Source organism: Agromyces litoreus, assembly GCF_040496015.1.
GTDB classification, from domain to species: Bacteria; Actinomycetota; Actinomycetes; order Actinomycetales; family Microbacteriaceae; genus Agromyces; species Agromyces litoreus.
The window spans coordinates 64,065-83,933 of the sequence record NZ_JBEPKA010000010.1; the positions used below are offsets into that span (position 1 = coordinate 64,065).

The following is a 19,869-nucleotide window of genomic DNA, read 5'->3' on the forward strand; positions in this document are numbered from 1 at the left end:
TCTCGAGTTGAGCCTCGGAGTATACGGTCCCATCATGGCGTACGACGTTCGCAATGAATCGCCACACAAGTGGGCGACGTGGGTCCTAGTCGGCATCGCAGCTGTCCTTGCAGTGGCCTTGGCGGTGGCTGTCCTTCCGACTTGGCTTGCCGCGGGCGCATTCGCCGGCAGCAAGGAAGTCCCGTCCGGCGACGAATGGGCCGTTCGTGTATCAGACGAGCGGCGGTCCGTGCTTTGGATGCTCGGAGGCATCATCGCCGTCATCGGCGTTATCTACACGCATCGTCGGCAGAGACTTAGCGAAACCGAGCATGCACTCCTTCGCGATGAAAATCGAACGAATCGCTACACAGCGGCTGTGGCGCAAATAGGGGACACCAGCCTCGATGTTCGGCTCGGCGGCATCTACGCGCTGGAGCGACTCGCCCGCGACTCTGAACCTGATGGTGAGATCGTCTGGGAGGTGCTTTGCGCGTTCATTCGCGTTCACTCGCGCCGCAAACGAAGTCGAACCGAGTTTCCCACCGATGTTGCCGCCGCACTATCAGTGCTCCAGCGTGCTCGCGTCGCCGGATTGGATCTATCGAACGCAGATCTTCGCGGTGCTCGCCTCGCCGGCTCCTTCCTACGAGACGCTCGCCTAACGGGCTGCAATCTCGAAGGAGTCGACCTAAGTGGGTCCTCCCTTGCAGGAGTCGAGGCCTCGGGCGCGAACTTCTCTGATGCGATGCTTCGGAAATGCGACCTCATCGGTGCAGACCTAGCGGATGCAAATTTCACCGGTGCAAATCTGGCTGAAGCTGTGCTCACACAATCAAGACTGTTACGCGCGAACTTTGCGAATGCCAATCTCGCGCGAACTTCACTACGCGGTGCGAGGCTTCTCCAGAGTGACGTGACGGCAGCGAATATCGCGAGTGCCGACTTCGATGGTGCTGACCTAACACTGGTAAACCTCGCGGATGCCAAGAACCTCAACCAAGCCACGAATCTCGAAAAGGCAGAGAACGCGAACCTAGGTCGAACTCATCGGCGCTGATCTAAGTCTCTACCCGACCACCTATGCAAGCATGGCCGTGCGCCGAGGTAACGCCTCGACTGGACATCGAGCTCACTCTCGCATTGATGGCCTGCTACATGAGTCTGTGTGCAACAGTCGAAGCCGAACACGCCACGAAGCCCCTGCAGATCGACGACGGCAACCTGGCACCGGCTGCCTATCGTCACCATCGGCCGGTACGTCGAACGCTACGCGGGCGCACGCTCATGCCGCTCGCGGTGCAGGTGCACCACCCCCTCCGCCGACGGGTTCCACACGGCGCGGCTTGTCGATGATGTTCGTTGGTTAGTGGCGGAGCCGGGGTGGGTGGGGCGAGCCGCGCCGAGGGGACTTCGAAGGGAAGGTGGTGAACCTGCCATCGGAAATATGTGAGATCGAGCGTCAGCTTCAACCAGCTGCGCTCCTCGACCGCGGCCAGGCCGTCAGCGCCCCGGTGGCACCGTCGACGCCCGCGGAATGAGCGTCGGCAACGCCATCCGGATCCCCCGATCCCTCTCCTCGGGCGACAGCAGCAACTCGAGCGCCGTCGCGGCGATCTGCTCGAAGGGCGTCCGCACCGACGAGAGGGCCACCGGCAGGCGTGAGACGAGGGGGATGTCGTTGTAGCCGACGATCGAGAGGTCGGCTCCGATGCGGAGTCCGAGGCCGCTCGCCACGGTGAGCACGCCCATCGCGAGGTTGTCGTTCGCTGCGAAGACGGCCGTCGGGCGGTCGGGGCGGTCGAGCAGGCGCGTGCCCGCCTCGATGCCGTCGTCGACGCCGTACCCGACCGAGAGCATGCGGGCGTCGTCGATCGGGAGCCCGGCCTCGCGGAGGGCGCGCTCCGCGCCGGCGCGGCGGTCGCGGGCGCTCGAGGTGAACCACGGGCCGGTCACCATCCCGATGTCGCGGTGCCCGAGGTCGATCAGGTGGCGGGTCGCGAGGTATCCCCCGGTCTCGTCGTCGCCGAGCGACGAGGGGCTGATGCGGTCGGTGCGGAGCACGAGGACGTGCGGGATGTCGCGAGCGCGCAGTGACGCCGGGAGCTCGTCGTCGAGGCGGGCGGTCGCGAGGATCACGCCGTCGACGTTGCGATCGAGGAGGGTCTCGGTGGCGCGGCGCTCGTGGTCGGGTTCGTCGCCGCAGGTCGCCACCACGGCGAAGTAGCCGCGTCGACCGGCGGCCTCCTCGATCGCCTGGAACACGAGCGCCATCACGGTGTCGGTCAGGCGCGGGACGAGCACGCCGATCGTGCCCGTGGCACCGCGCCGGAGGTTCGCGGCGAACATGTTGCGGCGGTAGCCGAGCTCCTCCGCGACCCGGCGCACGCGCTGCGCCGTCTCGCTGCGGGAGGCCGGCGTGCGGTCGTCGAGGATGCGGCTGACCGTCGAGATGCTCACACCGGATGCCTGCGCCGGGAGCGCGCGGAGAGGCGCGAGACATCCAGCCCGATTCCTGGCAAGAAGAGGCGCTAGTATGAGGTAGATCGAATATTTGGAGGCCATCGTGAGCGCAGGAACCCTGATCCGCGCCGCGCGGAGGAGCCGCAAGCTCACCCAGCAGGCGCTCGGCCGGCGCGCCCGGCTGTCGCAGCCGCACCTCTCCCTGATCGAGCGCGGGCACCAGAACCCCTCGTTCGAGGCGGTCGAGCGCGCCCTGCGCGCCGCCGGGCACCGGCTCATCTCGGTGCCGACCGTCCGAGACGACGCGGCGGCGATCGCCGCAGACATCCGCTTCGCCGTTGCGGACGGCCGCGAGGGCGCGGCACTGCGCCGATTCATCCAGCTCAACGACAACCTCACTGCCGAGCACGGCGCGGCGCGCTTCGCCCTGACCATCTCACCGCCCGAGCCGACCGGCAGTCGCCAATGGGATGCCGCGCTCGCGGCGCTCGTGGCGCACCACCTCGTCGCCGAGCATCTGCCCGTGCCCGACTGGGCCGTCAGCCCCGAGCGCACGCTTCGACGCCCATGGACCCTCGGCGAGGGCCCGTACACGCTGACGCCCTCGCCGGATCGAGTGCCTCCGGAGTTCGCTCGGCGCCGGGTGCTCGTCGACGCCGACACGCTGGTCAGCGCATGACCCGCTTCGAACGCGACGACCTCGTCATCGGGCTCCGCCACCTCGTCAGCGCGCTCACCGAGCGCGGCGAACGCAGAGGCGTCGGGATCGTGGGCGGCGCGGCGCTCGCACTCCGCTACTTCGATCGCGAGTCCACCGTCGACATCGACGCACACCTCATCGGCGATCACGAGGTGGTCCTCGAGGCCGGTCGCGCCATCGCCGAAGCCAACGGATGGCCCGACGACTGGCTGAACGACCAGGCCGCGGGCTTCATCCCGAGCTACGGCCGCCGCGCCACCGAATGGGAGACGCTCTATGACGACGGTGTCGTCGTCATCCAGGTCGCCTCCGCCGAGGCGTTGCTCGCGATGAAGCTCCGAGCCAACCGGCCAGGCCGCGACGACAGCGACATCGCCAACCTCATGGTCATCTGCGACATCCGGACCGTCGACGCCGCCGAGGAACTGTACGAGGACTTCTACTCCGGCGAGATGCTGCCGGATCGGGCAGTTCGCATGGTGACGCGGATCATCGAGGTCGGCCTGCCGCCGCGGCCGGCGAGGCCGCCGAAGCCCGAGATCGGCTGAACGCTGTGGGTGGGGCTCGATGAAGCCCCGCACTTCGAGCTGCAACAGCCACCTGCGGGGCCGCACCCTCCGCCCCTGTCCGTCCCAGCGCGCCCTCGCGTCAGCGCACGTCGATCAGGTCGCATCCGACGAACGAGATCGTGCCCCCCGAGCCGTCTGCGAACCGGCCGAACACACACGCCTCGCTGTCGGTCGGCAGGAGCGCATCACGCCGCGGCGCGAAGTGCAGGACCGCATCGAGGTCGCCGTCGCCCTTCTTGGGCTCGGCGACGTCCGACGAATGGAGCTGCCCATGCGACTCGCCCACGCCGGCTCCGGAGAGGAGCGAGGTCTCGGAACCGAACAGCACGGTCGAGATGTCGATCGTCGTCGCGTCGAACGCGTACGGGAGCCCGTACTCGCCCGCCGACGTCGTGAGCACACCCACCGGAACGTCGCCGCCATTGAGGCGGACCGGGTTCCGGGTCGAACCCGGCTGCACGTCGATCTTCACGGGGATCGCGCAGTCGACGGCGAAGGTCTCCTCGAGGGCGTCGTTGTCAGCCTGGGCGTCGACCACCGTCGCGAGCTCGGGTGCGATCTCGGTGCGGAACGTCACCTCATGCACGCCCGGTTCCGTGCACTCGACCTCGTACTCGTCGTCGAGGCGCTGCGGCGTCCCGACCGCGAGCGCCGAGACATCCGTCTGCTGCGGGTCGGACGGAGCGACGGCGAGGCCGGCGTCGGCCGCGACCGACCGCGTGACCTCTGCGTCGACCGGGCTGTCAGGGCCGAGGTTCTCGACCGTGCTCGCGACCGAGACGACCGCGGTGTCTCCGACCACGGTGAAGAGCGGACCCGACGGGTCGACCGAGGTCACGGCGAGGTCGGCCTCGAGGCAGTCCGGATCGTCGGGGTTCGCCACGCAGAAGTCGCGGATCGGCCCCGTCAGGTCGACGTCGAGCACCTCCTGGTCGAGGGCCACGTCCACGACCCGCATGCCCGCGAGCTCCGCGGTGAACGGCACGATGAAGCTGCCCGATCCGCTGTCCTGGACCTCGAGCCGCTCGGAATCACCCCACGTGAAGACCCAGAGCGGGCTCCACGCGTTCAGGGTGTCGATGACACCGCCGTCGCCGTCCTCCAGGACGAGGTGCATGATCGGCGGGTCGCCGACGTGCGAGTGCGCACGCTCGATCGACACCGCGGCATCCGTCACCGACGCGTCCGTCCGCGACGCGAAGTCGGCGCGGACGACGACGGACTTGGCCGGGTCGGCCACGCCGTCGACGAAGGTGGGCAGCGGCGCGGTCGCCGGATCGTCCCCCGGCTCGGACTGCGCGGCGTACGGGATCGCCACGGCGGCGAGGACCAGCGAGCTCGCGGCGAGACCGGTCAGGGTGATCGTGATGGGTCGCATCGTCATCGCCTCCTCAGCAGCCGGCCGCTCGGCACTGGCCGAAGATGTAGTCGAATCGTCGGAGGTCGGCGCCCTGGGCCGCCGCGTTGTCGACCATGACGTCGTTCGACACGGGGTCGGAGATCGTCCAGTCGGTGTCGAAGAACCAGAAGCCGTCCTCGGTGAACTCCTGGCAGTCGCTGAACGTCCGTCCGTCGGTGAAGGCGCCGATGTCGTCGAAGCAGTCGACGGGTTCCTCGTACACGTTCGGGGCGACGTCCTGCTCGAAGTAGCCGCCGTCGCACGTCGTGCTCGACGAACCCGGTCGCAGGTTGCAGTACTCGTCGGCGAGGCCGAACGGTTGGTGACCGGTCTCGTGGGTCACGACCTGGAACGCGTCGCCGCGGAAGGACGTGTCGAGCGTGCTCGAGAAGATGCGGTCGCCGCGCAGCGCGCAGTCGCGCTGCGACTTGCGATGCAGGATGGCGCCCGAATCGACCCAGCCGAAGCTCTCGTCCCAGCGCGCCGGGAGCGAGTGGTCGCAGTCGCCGTCGTTCGCGTCATCCGCCTTCGCCTGGTTGAGGACGATCCAGAAGTTGAAGCCGTCCTGGTTCTCCAGGAACGGATCGAAGCCGTAGTACGACGTCGCGATCACCGCGGCGACGTCTGCGATGAACGCGGCGTTCTCGGGTGCCGTGCCCGAGAACGGGTAGGTGTCGACGTCGGCGACGAACATGATGTCGAGGCGACTCGAGCTCGGCCCGGTGTAGACCACCGGGAAGTCGACGGTGCCCGGGTCGCCCTCGGTGGCGAGTCGCCATCCGCTGAAGATCTGCGTGCCGTCCTTGGTGAGGCCGCACCCGTAGCCGAACCGGTTGTCGTCGGATGCGTCTCCCGTCGCGACGAACGTCGTCGTCGCGGTCGTCACGCTCGCGGTATCGACGACGCGGGTGCGCGTCGCCGCATCGGTCGTGTCCTGCTGCACCCAGATCTCGAGGTCGTCGGCGAAGAGGGGGGCGAGCGCGCCGTCGAGTGCCTCCGCGGTGATCGTCACCGTGTCGCCCGCCTGCGGCCAGGCCGGCGCGTGCGTGCAGCGGATCCGGAGACCGGGCGCGCTCGGCGGCGGCTGCACCTCGACCCGCATCGTGAGTTCGACGCGATCGTCGTCGGTGCCGGCGAACACGCCGCTCGCGCCGCACGCGATGGTCTGGCCGTCGAGCTGCGCCTGGCACGGGGCGATCGTAGCGAAACCCGCGACCGCCGCGCCGGCGGACTGGGAGGCGTCGAACAGGTCGTCACCGAAGCAGGCGACTCCGTCCTCCTCCCAGACCTCGACGCTGATCGGGATCTGTCCGGCGGGAGAGAGCGTGGCGGCGTCGACCGTTCGCGAAAACTCCCAGTCGGGCGAGATGTCCGCGTTGCCCTCGAGGTCGTCCTGCGACGGCGTGTCCTCGTTGTTGTAGGCCTGACCGGCGATGTTCAGCTTGACGTACCAGTCCGGGTCGCCGCATCCGTCGTCGCCGTTGAGCAACCGGATCCGCTCGATCGTGACCGCCACTTGGACATCCGGGGCCGCATATGCGGGCGCCGCCGACGTGACGGCGAGGACCGGAGCGGCCAATACGACCACGGCGATCGGAGCGATGAGCGCGCGAAAACCATCCATGGTGCTCCCCCAAGCACTGGGCCGGTGCCCGATCACCGGCGCGACGTCGTACGCGACCGGCCTACTCCGCACGTGGCGGTGAGGCGACCCCCGGACGGGGGCTTTCGCTGTCTCCCCGCGCGGCGAGCGGATGCGGTCCCGCCACCGCCGAGCGGCAGGCGTTCAGTGGCGAGCGGATGCCGCCCCGGCACGCGCACGTCGCTGCCGTCAGCCGATACCCTCGGCCCATGGCCGCCGCGATCGCCCTGACCGTCATCCTCGCCCTGCTCGCGGTGTTCCAGCTCGCACTCGCGCTCGGCGCACCATTCGGCAGGTTCGCGTGGGGCGGTGCGCACCGTGTGCTTCCGGCACGGCTGCGCGTCGGCAGCCTCCTGTCGATCGTCATCTACGCCGTCATCGCCGTGCTCGCACTCGACCGCGTCGACCTGATCGACGTCGTACCCGACAGCGTTTCCGCGGTCGGCATGTGGGTCGTGTTCGGCTACTTCGTGATCGGCATCGTGATGAATGCCATCTCGCGGAGCACGCCCGAGCGATACACGATGACGCCGGTCGTCGCCCTGCTGGCACTGCTGAGCCTGCTGGTCGCGCTGGGCTGAGCGGCGGATGACGCGGCCGGCCGCGTACGGGGCGGCGTGACCCCTCCTCCACAGGGCACGTTCGCGGCGATTCTTCCACACGCAGAATCCCCGGTCAGCGGTGCTTTCCGGCGCGAGCGGATGTCGGTGGGTGGGTGCAGGATCGAAGCATGGAACCGGCCCCGGCACCCGCGCAGCAGTCGCACCCGTCGCTGCGCGCGCTGGTCGCGCTCGAGCGCGGTGTGGTGGCGCTGCGCGAGGCGTGGGCGGGGGCGATGCCGGCGTGGGGTCCGGCGACTGGGTCGGTGCAGGTCGATGTGGAACAGATGGGCGACGCCGGGCTGGTGCAGGTCGTCGATGCGCTCGCCCAGACCCGGCGCGAGATCGACGCCGTGTTCGCCAGGGTCGCTGCCGAAGCGGCGAAACGGTCCGGGCCGGAGTTCGGTGTCGACGGGCTCGCGAAGGCACATGGCTTCCACAATCCGGTGCGCCTGATCGCGGCCGCGACGGGCGGCTCGCGGGCCGATGCGCACCGGCTGATCGCCGTCGGTGCGGCGACGGCCGAGCGGCAGGCGCTCAGCGGTGAGCGGATGCCGGCGCGGCATCCGCGCGTCGCCGCCGCGGTCGCCACCGCGACGATCAGTATCGAGGCGGCGTCCGCGATCACGTCGATGCTCGACCGGTCGGCGACCCGGGCGCAGGCGAGCCGCGTCGACGTCGTCGAGGCAGCACTGGTCGATCTGGCCGCGAAGGTCCCTCTCGAGACGCTGATGCGAGGGGTGCGCGAGGCGGAGACGCGGCTCGATCCCGACGGCGTGGAGCCTCGCGAAGACGAACTCCGGATGGAGCGTTCGCTGACGATGCGAGAAGACCGCCGTGGTGTGGTGCACCTGCAGGGTCGCCTCGACCCCGAGAGCGCAGCCCCGGTCAAGGCCGCGATCGAGGCACTCGTCGGCGACACACTGCGCCGACGCGAACCCGGTGATCTCGCGCCCGCCGTCGACGACCGGCGGTCGATCCCGCAGATCCAGGCCGACGCGCTCGCCGCCCTCGCCCGCCACGCCCTCGGCTGCGCGCAGACCGCGGCGCCGCTCGCCAAGGCCACCGTCGTCGTGCGCGTCGACCTCGACACCCTCATCGACGGCATCGGTCACGCGCGCATCGACGGGCTCGAGCAGCCCGTCTCCGCCGGCACGGCACGGCGCATGGCCGCCGACGCCGAGCTCATCCCCGCCGTCCTCGGCAGCGACAGCCTCCCCCTCGATCTCGGCCGGGCCGCCCGACTCTTCAGCAGAGCGCAGCGCCTCGCGCTCGGCGAACGCGACGGCGGCTGTGCCTCCTGCGGCCAGAACATCGGCTACGTCGAAGCGCACCACATCGACTGGTGGGAACGCGACGCCGGCCCGACCGACCTCTCGAACGGGGTGATGCTCTGCAGCTTCTGCCACCACATGATCCACCGCGACGGATGGCAGATTCGGCCCGGCCCGACCGAGGTCTGGTTCATTCCACCACCGCACATCGACCCGGCCCAGGTGCCACGACTCGGCGGCCGGGCGAGGTTCGAGCTGCGCGCGGATCGGGCGGCATGAGGTCCGTCAGGTGTCTTCGTCGCGCGCTGGGGTGACTGTGCGCTGGTCGACGTCAGCTCCGGAGCCAGGCCCAGGCGGCATCCGGGTCTTCGAAGTACGCCGCCTCCTGCGCGTAGAACGGGGTGGCGAGGTGGGCGAGCCGCTCCTCCCACTTCTCATGGCCGACGATCGCCATGCGCGCGATCTTCTCGTGGAACTCGCGACCGAAGTGCAGGTCGGAACCCCACGCGCCGACCGTCTCCCACCGGAAGTCGGTGAGGTCGAGCATCACCTTCACCGTGCCGTGCTCCTCGACCGCAGCCTCGACCGCCGGCGTCATCACGTCGTAGTCGGCCTTCGTCACGTCGCCGGACACGACGAATCCGAGGATGTCGCCGCTACTGCGGTCGGACTGCGTGATCGTCATCGGAGTGCTCCGCTCTCTTCTCGTTGCGCAACCAGCCTGCGGGGGGCACCACGCTCGTCGGCGGGGCGTTGGTCCCGGCGTCCTGCGCAGCGTGCGCGAACGCGCACGGAAACCCCCCGAAGCGGGGATGACCTTCCGCATCCGCACGCCGCTACCCTCAGGCCGTGCGACGGCATCTTCTTCGGCGGCCCCTGGCCGCGGCGGTGATCCTCGGTGTGGTGAGTGCTGGCGCGGTGGCCGGCGCTCCCGCCCTGGCGGCGGGCCCCGGGTGGGGCGGCTCCTGCGCGGCGCTGCCCGCCGACTACACGGTCGGCGCGACCACCGCGGCGAGCGGTGAGGTCACGTGGAGCCCGCCTGCCGTGCCGCAGGCGAGCACGACCCAGCACATGCAGACGGAGTCCAATGTCACCGGCAACGTCGGGTTCGACGACCAGTCGATCGGTGCACCGGCCTACGCCGACAGCGATCCGTACGGCATCACGACCGCCGGCGGTACCTTCTCCGAGCACATCACCGAGTACTGGGGCGACGAGGTCGAGACCGACTGGAAGACGACCTCGTCGTCGATCACGCCGTCGTTCGCGCTCGAGCTCGATGGATCGGGCGCCGAGTGCCGTTACACGCTCACCCACTCGGCCATGTTCGACACGCTCGGCACCTTCACCGACCAGTTCGGCAGCACCCCCGGCATCCCGGGCCGCGGCGGCCTGTTCCTCCGGGCGACCGGCATCCTCAACCCCGATGGCACGGCGATCGCCGACTTCCACGGTGCCGGCGTCGGGATCCCGGGGGTCTCCGAGGAGACGATCGAGGAGAACGGCGTCTCGGTCAGCGGCGCCTTCCAGGGTGTGACGGTCGATGCATCCATCACGATCGGGCCGATGAACGCACCGATGCCGACGGCCGACCTCAGGGTCGAGCAGCTCGACGTCCCGTCCACGACCGAATGGATCGAGGTCGACTCCAACGGCGTGATCGACGGCAACGTGCTCCGCCTCACCGCGCTCGTCGACAACCCGGGCGACGCCGACGAGGTGACCATCGAGATCCGGGATGAGACGGATGGCACCGTCATCGTGCCGCCCACCGTGCGCACGGCCGAGCCCGGCCCCAACGAGTACGAGTTCGGCTGGGACACCGAGGACCGGGCCTGGGCGGATGACGGCACGCCGGCCACCGACCCCATGCTGCGACTCACGCTGCGCACCGGCGCGGGCCTGGTCGACGAGGCGACCATGACGTTCCCGGTCGTGCCGAAGCCCGTCGTGCTGGTGCACGGCTGGAACAGCAGCGCAGCGGGATGGGCCGGTTACGCCGACAACTTCACCGCGAGGCATCCGGACTGGAAGGCCTTCGCCGTCGGCGACGGGCAGTACCCCGGCGTCATGGACACCGGATCGATCATCGACCCGATGCGGCGCGGCAAGACCCTCGTGGGCAACTCCCGCGAGCTCGCGACCTACGTCGAGGCCGTGCGCGACGACCTCGAGGCGCAGCAGGTCGATCTCGTCGCCCACTCGATGGGCGGGCTCATCTCGCGCCGGTACCTCGCCGCGGACATCACCATGACGGACGACCTGCCGGCGGTGGAGCACCTGCTTCAGCTCGGCACGCCGAACCTCGGCTCGCCCTGCTCCGACATCATCCCGAGCCTCTCCGCGATCGAGCTCCAGCCCGGCGTCCTCGTCGACTTCAACCTCGTGACCCGCGAGACCCGGGGCGTGAAGCTCGCGATCATGGCCGGCGACCCGTGGCCGACGACGTGCGGCCTCGGCGGCGAGGGCGACGGCGTCGTCGAGGTCGCGAGCGCGTTCGGCCTGCCCTACATCACCGACCGGCAGCGCGTCGGCACCCTGCACACGTCGATGACCGAGTCGGCGGCCGACTTCACGTCGTTCGTGGCCCCACGGCTCATCGAGTCGGCGGCGACGGCGACAGCGACGGCGACGGCGACGGCGAACGCGCAGCTGCGGGCCGCCGAGTCCGCATCGGAGTCCGGCACACCCGGATCCCCGCTCATCACCGACTCGTCGACGGCGATGTCCTTCGGCGACGACTCCGGCCTCGTCACCGCCGGCGACCTCGAACTGGAGGCGTCGGGCGAACGCGTCATCGAGTTCGGGGTGGGCGACGAGCAGGCGATCAGCGCGACGATCCTCGCGGCACCCGGCGTCGTGGGCGAGCTCATCGGCCCGGATGGCGCCGTGCGCACGAGCACGGCCGACGACCCCGCCTCGGCCGGGGCGCCGTTCCGCACGACCGCGGTCGTCGACGGCCCGACACCCGGCTCCTGGCAGCTGCGCGTCACCTCGCCGGGCACCGAACCCACGACCGTCGGCTTCGGCGTGACCTTCCGGGGCAGCTCGCTCGCCCTCGCGGTCGGCACCGAGACCGACCCGGAGACCGGTGCGGTCACCGCCATCGCGGAGCTGACCGGAGGCTCGTCGGCACCGGACTCGGTCGAGGGACTGCTCCTGGGTGACGACGGAACCCGATCCTCCATCGCGTTCACCGACGACGGAACAGGGGCGGATGCCGCGGCCGGCGACGGACGCTACTCGGCCGCGCTCGTCGCGCCGGACGCCGAACGGCGACTGCTCCTGGTGATCGCGCGTTCCGATTCGGGCGACCGCGCCGCACAGCTCAGTCTCGGCGGCATCCGCCTGGTCGCGGGCGACGGCGAGGAGCCGTCGCCGAGCCCGCGACCCACGAACCCGCCGCCCACGCATCCCGCGCCGACGGCCGGCCCGCCCACGAACCCGCGACCCACGAATCCGCCGCCGACCCAGCCTGCGCCCACGACCGGTCCGCCCACCGCCCGGCCCGGTCGCCCCGTGACGCCGCCGCCCACGATCGCGCCACCCACGATCACATCGACGGACGCGTCGCCCACCCAGTCGTTCTCGGCGACGACCGCGCCGATCGCCGGACTCGGCGGTGGCACCTGGGCCGGGTCCGCCTCCGGGAGCGCCGCGACGTCGGTGACCGACGACGCCGTGACCTCAGCCGAGGCAGCGGTCGAGACCGACCCGACGGGGTTCGCGCCCACCACCACGCCTGGCTTGGCGGCCGTCGCGATCGGCGTGGTCACGGCACTCGCGATCGGCGCCCTGCGACTCGTGCTCGTCACCGCCCGTCGCCGCGCCCGATAGGACCCGAATGCCCCGCCGAATCATCCGCCACGAGTTCGACCTCGCCGCCCCGCCCGAGGTCATCGCCGGCCACCTCGCCGAGCCCCGCAACTACCTCGGGCTGTCGCCGCTCGTCGTCGAAGTGCGCGACATCGCCGATGTCGACGGCACGACGCACTACACCGCGGTCGAGCGCTTCCCGATGCCGTTCGGGCGCCACCTCGACAACCCGATCCGCGTGACCCTGCGGCGCGACGACGGCGCCGACGGCGACCCCGACACGGTGACCGTCGGCGGTGACGTGCGCAGCCCCGGCTGGGTGCGCATGCGCTACCGCTACGACATCACGGCCGATGGCGCCGGTTCACGAGTCGTCGACGAGCTCGACCTGCGGGCACCGTTCGGACTCCTGCGCTTCGCGGCAGGCCAGGCGCGCAGCGTGCAGCTGTCGCGAGCGACGATCCTGGGCGAGCGGCTGACCGGAACCGCAGAGGTCGGCTGAATCGGTCGGGACTACGAGGTCTCGCGGCGATTCGCAACACCCTCGCGCAGTGCGCTGCCGACCCCCTAGATTGCCAGTACTGCGCCGTCGCACTCACCCAGGGGATCACCGCATGACCACTCCGGCCACGCCGCCACCGACCACGTCCGACGCCCCGCCCGCTGCGCGCGAACCCGCGCCGGCGAGGAAGACGCCGCTGTGGGCGAAGCTCCTGCTGGTCTTCGTCGTGCTCCTGCTCATCGCCGGAGCGACGATCGCGGGGCTCGCCGTCGGCAAGCTGCTCGGCGCAGGAGAGACGCGTGACGTGCAGGTGGTCCGTTCCGTCACCCAGCAGGAGCAGGTGATCCTCGTCAGCGCGGGCATCACCGAGATCGCCGAGGAACAGGGCGACCCGCTCAACATCTTCGGCCTCTTCGACCTGCCGCTGACCGAGCGCAACCTCCTCGTCCGCTACGAGTTCGACGCGAAGTTCGGCATCGACGGCCAGGACGTCGACATCACCAGGACCGGCGGCAATGCCTACCGCATCTCCATTCCCGAGTTCGAGTTCCTCGGCTACGACAACCCCGACCTCGAGGTGGCCAAGGAGGAGAACGGCATCCTGAGCTGGACGACCCCCGAGATCGACAAGTTCGAGGTCGTGGAGCAGGTGCTCACCGACGAGGCGGTGGCCGAGCACATCGACGGCTTCCGTCCGGTGCTCGAAGATCAGGCGCGCACGTTCTACTCGAGCATCATCATGAGCATCGACCCGGAGGTCGAGCTCGAGTTCGAGTTCGCGGGCTGAGGCGCCGGACCGTCGACTCCTCGGCGGCACCGGCCGCTTCTTCACAGCCAACTCACGACCAGCCGCCCATCCGAGCGATATATCGTTGACATATCGTCGAGACCCGTTGAGGGCCCCGGTTCAGGGAGGCAGATCATGAGCGATTCAGGTTCGTACATGGGCGGCGGCTTCGGCAGCGGCTCGGGCAACTGGGGCCGGGGCAACCCCGGCCAGGGCATCTGGGAGGCCATGCAGGAACTGCGCGGGATGTTCGAGCAGAAGGTCGCCCCGCGCATGGGCAAGGGCGACGTGCGCGCGGCGGTGCTGGCGCTCCTCGCCGAGCAGCCGATGCACGGCTACCAGATCATCAACGAGATCGCCGAGCGCAGCGGCGGGGCATGGAAGCCGAGCGCGGGCTCGGTGTATCCGACGCTGCAGCTGCTCGCCGACGAGGGGCTGATCACCGCCGAAGAGGCGAACGGGCGCAAGACGTACACGCTCACCGAGGCGGGCAAGGCCGAGGCCGAGTCATCCGCCGACCGCACCCCGTGGCCGACCCCGTCGGGTGGCGGCAGCGGCAGCGGCGGCGGTCGCCGTGACTGGGGCAACGCCGGCGCGCTTCCGAAGGCCGGCATGGAACTCGCCCAGGCGGCGGCGCAGGTCGGCCGTTCGGGCACGCCCGAGCAGGTGAAGGAGGCGGTCGAGGTCCTCGAGGACGCGCGCCGCAAGCTCTACTCGATCCTCGCCCAGGGCTGACCGAGTGCCCTCGACACGTCGGCATCCGGCAGGCAGGATGCCCGATGTGGGGAACACGCGCGCCCGCTACCGGCGGATCCTCCGGTTCGCCGCCAGGTACATCTTCCAGACCTGGTGGTTCGAGATCGTGCTGCCGCGGTTCGGGCTCGCCCGGTTCGCGGCGCGCGGGCGCGCGGCTCGGCTGACGCGCATCGCCGAACGCTTCCACGTGCTCGCCGTCGACCTCGGCGGACTCATGATCAAGGTCGGCCAGTACCTCTCGTCGCGCCTCGACGTGCTGCCACCCGAGATCACGCGCGAGCTCGCCGGGCTGCAGGACGAGGTGCCGCCCGTGCCGTTCGACGACATCCGCCGCCTCGCCGAGGCCGAACTGGGGATGCCGCTCGAGCGCGCCTACGCGTCGTTCGACCCGACCCCGGTCGCCGCGGCATCCCTCGGCCAGGCGCACCGCGCCCGCCTCTCCCCCGTCGACGCCGCCGACATGGGCTACGACGACGCCGTCGTGAAGGTGCAGCGGCCCGGCATCGAGGTGATCGTCGACGTCGACCTCAAGGCGCTGCGCCGCGTCGCCGACTGGCTCAGCCGCGTGCGGTTCGTCTCGAACCGCGTCGACCTGCCCGGCCTCGTCGAGGAGTTCGCCACCACGAGCCTCGAGGAGATCGACTACGTCAACGAGGCGCAGAACGCCGAGCGGTTCGCCGCGAGCTTCGCCGGCGACCCGCGCGTCGCGGCACCCGAGGTCGTCTGGGAGCGCACCACCCGTCGCGTGCTCACCCTCGCCGACGTCACCGCCATCAAGATCAACGACCGCGCCGCGCTCATCGCCGCCGGCATCGACCCGAAGGCCGTCGCGACGCAGTTCGCGACCGTCATGTTCGACCAGCTGTTCCGCGACGGGTACTTCCACGCCGACCCGCACCCGGGGAACATCTTCGTCACTCCGGTCGGCGTGCTGGCGGGTGGGGCGGATGGCGCGGATGGCGCGGGGCCCGCGCCGCACGCGGCATCCGCTGCTGCACCCGACTCACCCGGCTCGCCCGGCTCGCCCGGCTCACCCGCCGCTCCCGCCTGGAAGCTCACCTTCATCGACTTCGGGATGATGGGCCAGGTGCCCGACGGGCTGCGGCAGGCGCTGCAGCAGCTGATGATCGCGGTTGCCGCGCGCGACGGCAAGCGCCTCGTCGAGGCCTTCCGCAGCGTCGGGTTCCTGCTGCCGACCGCCGAGACCGCGGAACTCGAGCGGGCGATGACCGAGCTGTTCGCGCGCTTCGGCGGCATGGGCTTCGCCGAGCTCGCGCAGGTCGACGAGCGCGAGCTGCGCCGGTTCGCGATCGAGTTCGGCGAGGTGATGCGGACGCTGCCGTTCCAGCTGCCCGAGAACTTCCTGCTCATCATTCGCGCCATGTCGCTGACGTCGGGCATGTGCAGCTCGCTCGACCCCGAGTTCAACATCTGGGACGCCGTCGAGCCCTACGCCGCCCAGCTCCTGCGCGACGAGCGCGGCAACCTCGTGCAGGCGCTCGGCCGCGAGGCGGTCTCGGTGGTCGGCACCGCCTGGCGTCTGCCGCAGCGCCTCGACAAGGTCGTCGACCGCATCGAGCAGGGCCGCCTCGTCGCGAGGTCGCCCCAGATCGAGCAGCGGATGACGCGGCTCGAACGCACCGCCGGCCGCATCGTCTCGGCCGTGATCTTCGTCGGACTGTTCCTCGGCGGCATCCTGCTCCGGCTAGACGAGCCGGTCTGGGGCGGCATCCTGCTCGGGGTGTCGGTCATCCCGCTGCTGCACGCGGTGTTCGCGGGCGCGTTCGCGCGGCGCGGGCCGGGGTGAGTCGCCGGGCCGGGTGAGTCGCCGGGCCGGGTGAGTCGCCGGGCCGGGTGAGTCGCCGGGCCGGGTGAGTCGCCGGGCCGGGTGAGTAGCGGGGCCGGGGAGGCCCCTGGGCCGGCTCCGCGGGTGTCGCGCGCGACCCACGTCCGGCCACGGTGCGGTGGAGCGGGCCGTCGAGTCGCTCCAGCCCGCGCCATCATGGCCCGACGCGCGGTCCTCCCCGGCGGATCCGGGACGGTGCCACGCGAACGACTTGCCGGCCACCTCCTCGGGCGCGAGGATCTGACGATGGACGCCCGCGTACGCAACATCCACGCCGCCCTCGACTCGTTCACCGAGCCCTGGCAACCGCGCCGGCTCGCGAGCGTCAACGACTACGAGGTCAAGGTCGTCAAGCTCCTCGGCGAGTTCACCTGGCACTCCCACCCCGACACCGACGAGTTGTTCATGGTGATCTCGGGCAACCTGGTGATCCAGCTGCGCGACGGCGACGTGGACCTCGGCCCGGGCGACGTCTTCGTCGTGCCGCGCGGCGTCGAGCACTGCCCGAAGGCGGATGGCGAGGTCTCGGCGATCCTGATCGAGCCGCAGGGCGTCGTCAACACCGGCGACACCCCGAGCGCGCGGACCACCGCGCTCCGCGAGCTCGACTGAGTCGTCCTCCACAGGCCGCGGTTCCGCCTGCCTCTCCGCAGGTTAAATGGCTGGTCGGGGGCTGTTTTCGGAGCGATCGGATGTCGGTGGGTGCCTGCAGGATGGAGCCATGGAATCACCGACGCGCACGGCGCACGCGGCGCACGCGGCGCCGCCGGCGCTGGCCGCGCTCGAGCGCGAGCTCGCCGCGCTCCGAGCGACATGGGCGGGTGCGATGCCGGTGCGTGCGATGCCGGTGCGGGGTGTCGACGACCACGCGGCGGTGCGCACGGAACACGTCGGCGGCCCGGCGTCCGCGGTGCGTGTCGATGACGAGCGGACGCCGCAGGCCGTGCCGCCTCGCGAGCGCTCGGTGTCGGATCGTCGTGGTCACGAGCGCTTGGTGCCGGATCGTGAGGGTCACGAGCGCTCGATGCCGGATCGTGGTGGTCGCGAGCGCTCGATGCCGGCGCCCGGTGTTCGCGAGCGGGCGGTGCCGGATCCCGGTGGTCGCGAACGAGTGGCGGCGCCGCCGACGACGACGCATTGCAGCGCGCTGCAGGACGACGTGGAGCGGATGAGCGACGCGGGCCTCGTACGCGTCACGGACGCGCTCGCGAAGCTGCGACGCGATGTCGACGCGGCGCTCGCCCGGGTCGCCGCCGAGGTCGCGAAGCGATCCGAGCCGGAACTCGGACAGGACGGGCTCGCGAGGGCGCACGGGTTCCACAACCCGACGCGACTCATCGCGGCGTCGACCGGCACGTCACGTGCCGACGCGGCGAGGCTGATCGCCGTCGGCTCCGCCACCGCCGAACGGTCGACGTTTCGCGGCGAGCGGGCGCCATCGCGACATCCGCACGTCGGCGCCGCGCTGGCGGCCGCGTCGATCAGTGTCGAGGCGGCGTCCGCGATCACGTCGACGCTCGACCGGGCATCGGCGCGCGCGGACGACGCGCGAGTCGACCGGGTCGAATCAGCCCTCGTCGAGCTGGCGGCGCGCGTGCCGCTCGAGACGCTCATGCGCGGCGTGCGCGAGGCGGAGGCGCAGCTCGATCCGGGCGGCGTCGAACCGCGCGAAGACGCCCTGCGGGCCGAGCGCTCGTTGACGATGCGCCAGGACGCCCGCGGCATGGTCCACCTGCACGCCCGCCTCGACCCCGAGAGCGCGGCACCGGTGAAGGCGGCACTCGAAGCGCTCGCGAGCGACGCGCTGCGCCGACGCGAGCCCGCGCACGCTGCGCAGACTCCGTCTCCCGTGGTCGCCGACGAGCGCTCGATCCCGCAGATCCAGGCCGACGCGCTCGCCGCGCTGGCGCGCCACAGCCTCGGGTGCCCCGAGGCCGCCGCACCGCTCGCCAAGGCGACCGTCGTGGTCCGCGTCGACCTCGAGACACTCGTGACGGGGCTCGGCCACGCCCGCATCGACGGCCTCGACCAGCCGATCTCCGCCGGCACCGCCCGCCGCATGGCGGCCGATGCCGAACTCATTCCGGCCGTGCTCGGCGGCCAGAGCCTCCCGCTCGATCTCGGGCGATCCGCGCGACTCTTCACCAAGGCGCAGCGGCTCGCACTCGGCGAGCGCGACGGCGGCTGCGCGTCATGCGGGCAGGACATCGGCTACGTCGAGGCGCACCACATCGACTGGTGGGAACGCGACGCCGGCCCGACCGACCTCTCGAACGGCGTTCTGCTCTGCAGCTTCTGCCATCACGTGATCCACCGCGACGGATGGCGCATCCACGCAGGCCCGAGCGAGGTCAGGTTCATCCCGCCACCCCACCTCGACCCGGAGCAGGTTCCGCGGGTCGGCGGGCGGGCGCGATTCGAGGTGCGCGATGCGCTCGCGGCGTGATGCCGCCCCTCGAGCGACCGCGTCTGCGCTATCGCTTGGTGACGGTGACGTCGACCGAGTCGCCCACGTCCTTTCCGAGGGCCTTGCGAACCTTCGCGTTCAGCGACACCATGTGGCCTCCCGTGCCGGTCACCATCGCGCCGACGTTCTCGAGACGCACGGCATCGATGCTCGCGTCGACCCGCACCGACCGGCCGGTCCCGAAGAACTCGGCGGAGCCGGGAATCTCGACGCAGCTCCACGTCTCGCCCTTGACCTCGACGCCGATCGTCGTCCGGAAGCTCAACTCGTCTGCAGACATGGACCTCATGCTAGGGCGCGGCACCGACGGGCATTCGCCGGTCGGTCGGGCCGGCGTCCGGCAGTCAGACCAGCGGCGACGGCGACGGCGAGATCACCGAGTCGACGATCGCCTCGATCGCGAACTCGGATGCGTGGGCGAGGTTCACCACGTCGGGGTCGAGCAGCCATTGCACCTGCAGGCCGTCCATGACCGCGAGAATGCTCGCCGCAGCGAGATCGACCGTCTCGGGCGCGTCGACGCCACGCTCGGCGCACACCACGCGGAAGGCCTGCTCGACCTCGCCCCGCAGCGTGTCGTAGCGCTTCTGGAAGAACTCGCGCCCCGGGTGACCGTCGGTCACCGACTCCGCCGACAGCACCACGTACGCCTGGACGATGCCGGCACGATGCGCGTTCACGAACGCCGTGCGCACCAGGTGACGGAACAGCGCCATCCCGCCCGGGATGTGCTGCTCCTCGAGGTCGGCGACATCCGTCTCGTCGCGGTGCCGGAGCACCTCGAGCAGGAGCGCGTCCTTCGACCCGAAGTGGTGCAGGATCCCCGCGTGGGTCATGCCCACCTGATCGGCGATCTCCTGCAGGGTGCCGCCCGCGAAGCCCTTGTTGCCGAAGGTCTCCACCGCGGCGTCGAGGATGTCGCGACGACGCGCGAGCGTCTCGGGCCGCGATCGCGGCTGCCGACGACCCGTCGTCACTCCGGTCATCAACCGGCCCCCTTCTTCGCTGTCCGGCTCCGAGTCTACGCACGCCGCGATGCCGCCGACGCACGCCGCGACGCCGCCGATGAC

Annotated in this window: 18 protein-coding genes; 12 read left to right on the forward strand and 6 right to left on the reverse strand. The window is 70.7% G+C overall.

All coding sequences use genetic code 11. The features are described from left to right. Window positions 1–34 precede the first annotated feature (34 nt). Entirely contained in the window at window positions 35–1,039 is a 1,005-nt protein-coding gene (locus ABME01_RS09305; RefSeq protein ID WP_353828120.1) for a pentapeptide repeat-containing protein, read from the forward strand. Window positions 1,040–1,482: 443 nt separating this feature from the next. Here ABME01_RS09305 and ABME01_RS09310 read toward each other — a convergent pair whose 3' ends face one another. Next, window positions 1,483–2,544, reverse strand: coding sequence for a LacI family DNA-binding transcriptional regulator (locus ABME01_RS09310; RefSeq protein WP_436407423.1), 1,062 nt, complete (start codon window positions 2,542–2,544; stop codon window positions 1,483–1,485). 1 nt (window position 2,545) lies between these two features. Between ABME01_RS09310 and ABME01_RS09315 the strand changes: the two genes are divergently transcribed. After that, window positions 2,546–3,121, forward strand: coding sequence for a helix-turn-helix domain-containing protein (locus tag ABME01_RS09315; RefSeq protein ID WP_353828121.1), 576 nt, complete (start codon window positions 2,546–2,548; stop codon window positions 3,119–3,121). After that, complete coding sequence (locus ABME01_RS09320; protein WP_353828122.1) at window positions 3,118–3,690, forward strand: DUF6036 family nucleotidyltransferase; 573 nt, start codon at window positions 3,118–3,120, stop codon at window positions 3,688–3,690. The genes ABME01_RS09315 and ABME01_RS09320 overlap by 4 nt, the downstream gene beginning before the upstream one ends. A 100-nt stretch (window positions 3,691–3,790) precedes the next feature. Here the strand turns inward: ABME01_RS09320 and ABME01_RS09325 are convergent, their stop codons facing one another. After that, complete coding sequence (locus ABME01_RS09325; protein WP_353828123.1) at window positions 3,791–5,089, reverse strand: hypothetical protein; 1,299 nt, start codon at window positions 5,087–5,089, stop codon at window positions 3,791–3,793. Between the two features lie 13 nt (window positions 5,090–5,102). Continuing rightward, complete coding sequence (locus ABME01_RS09330) at window positions 5,103–6,734, reverse strand: hypothetical protein (RefSeq protein WP_353828124.1); 1,632 nt, start codon at window positions 6,732–6,734, stop codon at window positions 5,103–5,105. A 227-nt stretch (window positions 6,735–6,961) separates the two neighbouring features. Here ABME01_RS09330 and ABME01_RS09335 point away from each other — a divergent pair, with 227 nt between their 5' ends. Both ABME01_RS09335 and ABME01_RS09340 read left to right on the forward strand, forming a co-directional pair. Continuing rightward, window positions 6,962–7,333, forward strand: coding sequence for a hypothetical protein (locus ABME01_RS09335; RefSeq protein WP_353828125.1), 372 nt, complete (start codon window positions 6,962–6,964; stop codon window positions 7,331–7,333). A 149-nt stretch (window positions 7,334–7,482) separates the two neighbouring features. Continuing rightward, a complete protein-coding gene (locus tag ABME01_RS09340) occupies window positions 7,483–8,904 on the forward strand; it encodes an HNH endonuclease signature motif containing protein (protein ID WP_353828126.1) in 1,422 nt (473 codons plus the stop codon). Between the two features lie 52 nt (window positions 8,905–8,956). Here the strand turns inward: ABME01_RS09340 and ABME01_RS09345 are convergent, their stop codons facing one another. Then, window positions 8,957–9,310: a SpoIIAA family protein gene (locus ABME01_RS09345; RefSeq protein ID WP_353828127.1), complete on the reverse strand. Its 354-nt coding sequence runs from the start codon at window positions 9,308–9,310 to the stop codon at window positions 8,957–8,959. 218 nt (window positions 9,311–9,528) lie between these two features. Between ABME01_RS09345 and ABME01_RS09350 the strand changes: the two genes are divergently transcribed. The 7 genes from ABME01_RS09350 to ABME01_RS09380 all read left to right on the forward strand — a co-directional run bounded on the left by ABME01_RS09350 (window position 9,529) and on the right by ABME01_RS09380 (window position 18,778). Next, window positions 9,529–12,462 (forward strand): alpha/beta fold hydrolase, encoded by a 2,934-nt coding sequence (locus ABME01_RS09350; RefSeq protein WP_353828128.1) that lies wholly within the window; start codon window positions 9,529–9,531, stop codon window positions 12,460–12,462. Window positions 12,463–12,469: 7 nt separating this feature from the next. Then, window positions 12,470–12,943: an SRPBCC family protein gene (locus ABME01_RS09355; protein WP_353828129.1), complete on the forward strand. Its 474-nt coding sequence runs from the start codon at window positions 12,470–12,472 to the stop codon at window positions 12,941–12,943. Window positions 12,944–13,055: 112 nt separating this feature from the next. Then, complete coding sequence (locus ABME01_RS09360) at window positions 13,056–13,730, forward strand: hypothetical protein (protein ID WP_353828130.1); 675 nt, start codon at window positions 13,056–13,058, stop codon at window positions 13,728–13,730. Window positions 13,731–13,865: 135 nt separating this feature from the next. Beyond that, a complete protein-coding gene (locus ABME01_RS09365) occupies window positions 13,866–14,465 on the forward strand; it encodes a PadR family transcriptional regulator (RefSeq protein WP_436407424.1) in 600 nt (199 codons plus the stop codon). A gap of 37 nt (window positions 14,466–14,502) precedes the next feature. Next, entirely contained in the window at window positions 14,503–16,293 is a 1,791-nt protein-coding gene (locus ABME01_RS09370; RefSeq protein WP_353828131.1) for an ABC1 kinase family protein, read from the forward strand. Window positions 16,294–16,578: 285 nt separating this feature from the next. Further along, entirely contained in the window at window positions 16,579–16,944 is a 366-nt protein-coding gene (locus ABME01_RS09375; protein ID WP_353828132.1) for a cupin domain-containing protein, read from the forward strand. 109 nt (window positions 16,945–17,053) lie between these two features. Further along, window positions 17,054–18,778 (forward strand): HNH endonuclease signature motif containing protein, encoded by a 1,725-nt coding sequence (locus ABME01_RS09380; RefSeq protein WP_353828133.1) that lies wholly within the window; start codon window positions 17,054–17,056, stop codon window positions 18,776–18,778. 28 nt (window positions 18,779–18,806) lie between these two features. Here the strand turns inward: ABME01_RS09380 and ABME01_RS09385 are convergent, their stop codons facing one another. Then, window positions 18,807–19,079 (reverse strand): DUF1905 domain-containing protein, encoded by a 273-nt coding sequence (locus ABME01_RS09385; RefSeq protein WP_353828134.1) that lies wholly within the window; start codon window positions 19,077–19,079, stop codon window positions 18,807–18,809. A 64-nt stretch (window positions 19,080–19,143) separates the two neighbouring features. Further along, window positions 19,144–19,785 (reverse strand): TetR/AcrR family transcriptional regulator, encoded by a 642-nt coding sequence (locus ABME01_RS09390; RefSeq protein ID WP_353828135.1) that lies wholly within the window; start codon window positions 19,783–19,785, stop codon window positions 19,144–19,146. Window positions 19,786–19,869: the final 84 nt, after the last annotated feature.

Bases quoted from the DNA above. Each gene is read 5' to 3' on its own strand.
- ABME01_RS09305 (WP_353828120.1), top strand. From the start codon at position 35: ATGGCGTACGACGTTCGCAATGAATCGCCACACAAGTGGGCGACGTGG.
- ABME01_RS09310 (WP_436407423.1), bottom strand. From the start codon at position 2,544: ATGGCCTCCAAATATTCGATCTACCTCATACTAGCGCCTCTTCTTGCC.
- ABME01_RS09320 (WP_353828122.1), top strand. From the start codon at position 3,118: ATGACCCGCTTCGAACGCGACGACCTCGTCATCGGGCTCCGCCACCTC.
- ABME01_RS09325 (WP_353828123.1), bottom strand. From the start codon at position 5,089: ATGCGACCCATCACGATCACCCTGACCGGTCTCGCCGCGAGCTCGCTG.
- ABME01_RS09330 (WP_353828124.1), bottom strand. From the start codon at position 6,734: ATGGATGGTTTTCGCGCGCTCATCGCTCCGATCGCCGTGGTCGTATTG.
- ABME01_RS09335 (WP_353828125.1), top strand. From the start codon at position 6,962: ATGGCCGCCGCGATCGCCCTGACCGTCATCCTCGCCCTGCTCGCGGTG.
- ABME01_RS09340 (WP_353828126.1), top strand. From the start codon at position 7,483: ATGGAACCGGCCCCGGCACCCGCGCAGCAGTCGCACCCGTCGCTGCGC.
- ABME01_RS09345 (WP_353828127.1), bottom strand. From the start codon at position 9,310: ATGACGATCACGCAGTCCGACCGCAGTAGCGGCGACATCCTCGGATTC.
- ABME01_RS09355 (WP_353828129.1), top strand. From the start codon at position 12,470: ATGCCCCGCCGAATCATCCGCCACGAGTTCGACCTCGCCGCCCCGCCC.
- ABME01_RS09360 (WP_353828130.1), top strand. From the start codon at position 13,056: ATGACCACTCCGGCCACGCCGCCACCGACCACGTCCGACGCCCCGCCC.
- ABME01_RS09365 (WP_436407424.1), top strand. From the start codon at position 13,866: ATGAGCGATTCAGGTTCGTACATGGGCGGCGGCTTCGGCAGCGGCTCG.
- ABME01_RS09370 (WP_353828131.1), top strand. From the start codon at position 14,503: ATGCCCGATGTGGGGAACACGCGCGCCCGCTACCGGCGGATCCTCCGG.
- ABME01_RS09375 (WP_353828132.1), top strand. From the start codon at position 16,579: ATGGACGCCCGCGTACGCAACATCCACGCCGCCCTCGACTCGTTCACC.
- ABME01_RS09380 (WP_353828133.1), top strand. From the start codon at position 17,054: ATGGAATCACCGACGCGCACGGCGCACGCGGCGCACGCGGCGCCGCCG.
- ABME01_RS09385 (WP_353828134.1), bottom strand. From the start codon at position 19,079: ATGTCTGCAGACGAGTTGAGCTTCCGGACGACGATCGGCGTCGAGGTC.
- ABME01_RS09390 (WP_353828135.1), bottom strand. From the start codon at position 19,785: ATGACCGGAGTGACGACGGGTCGTCGGCAGCCGCGATCGCGGCCCGAG.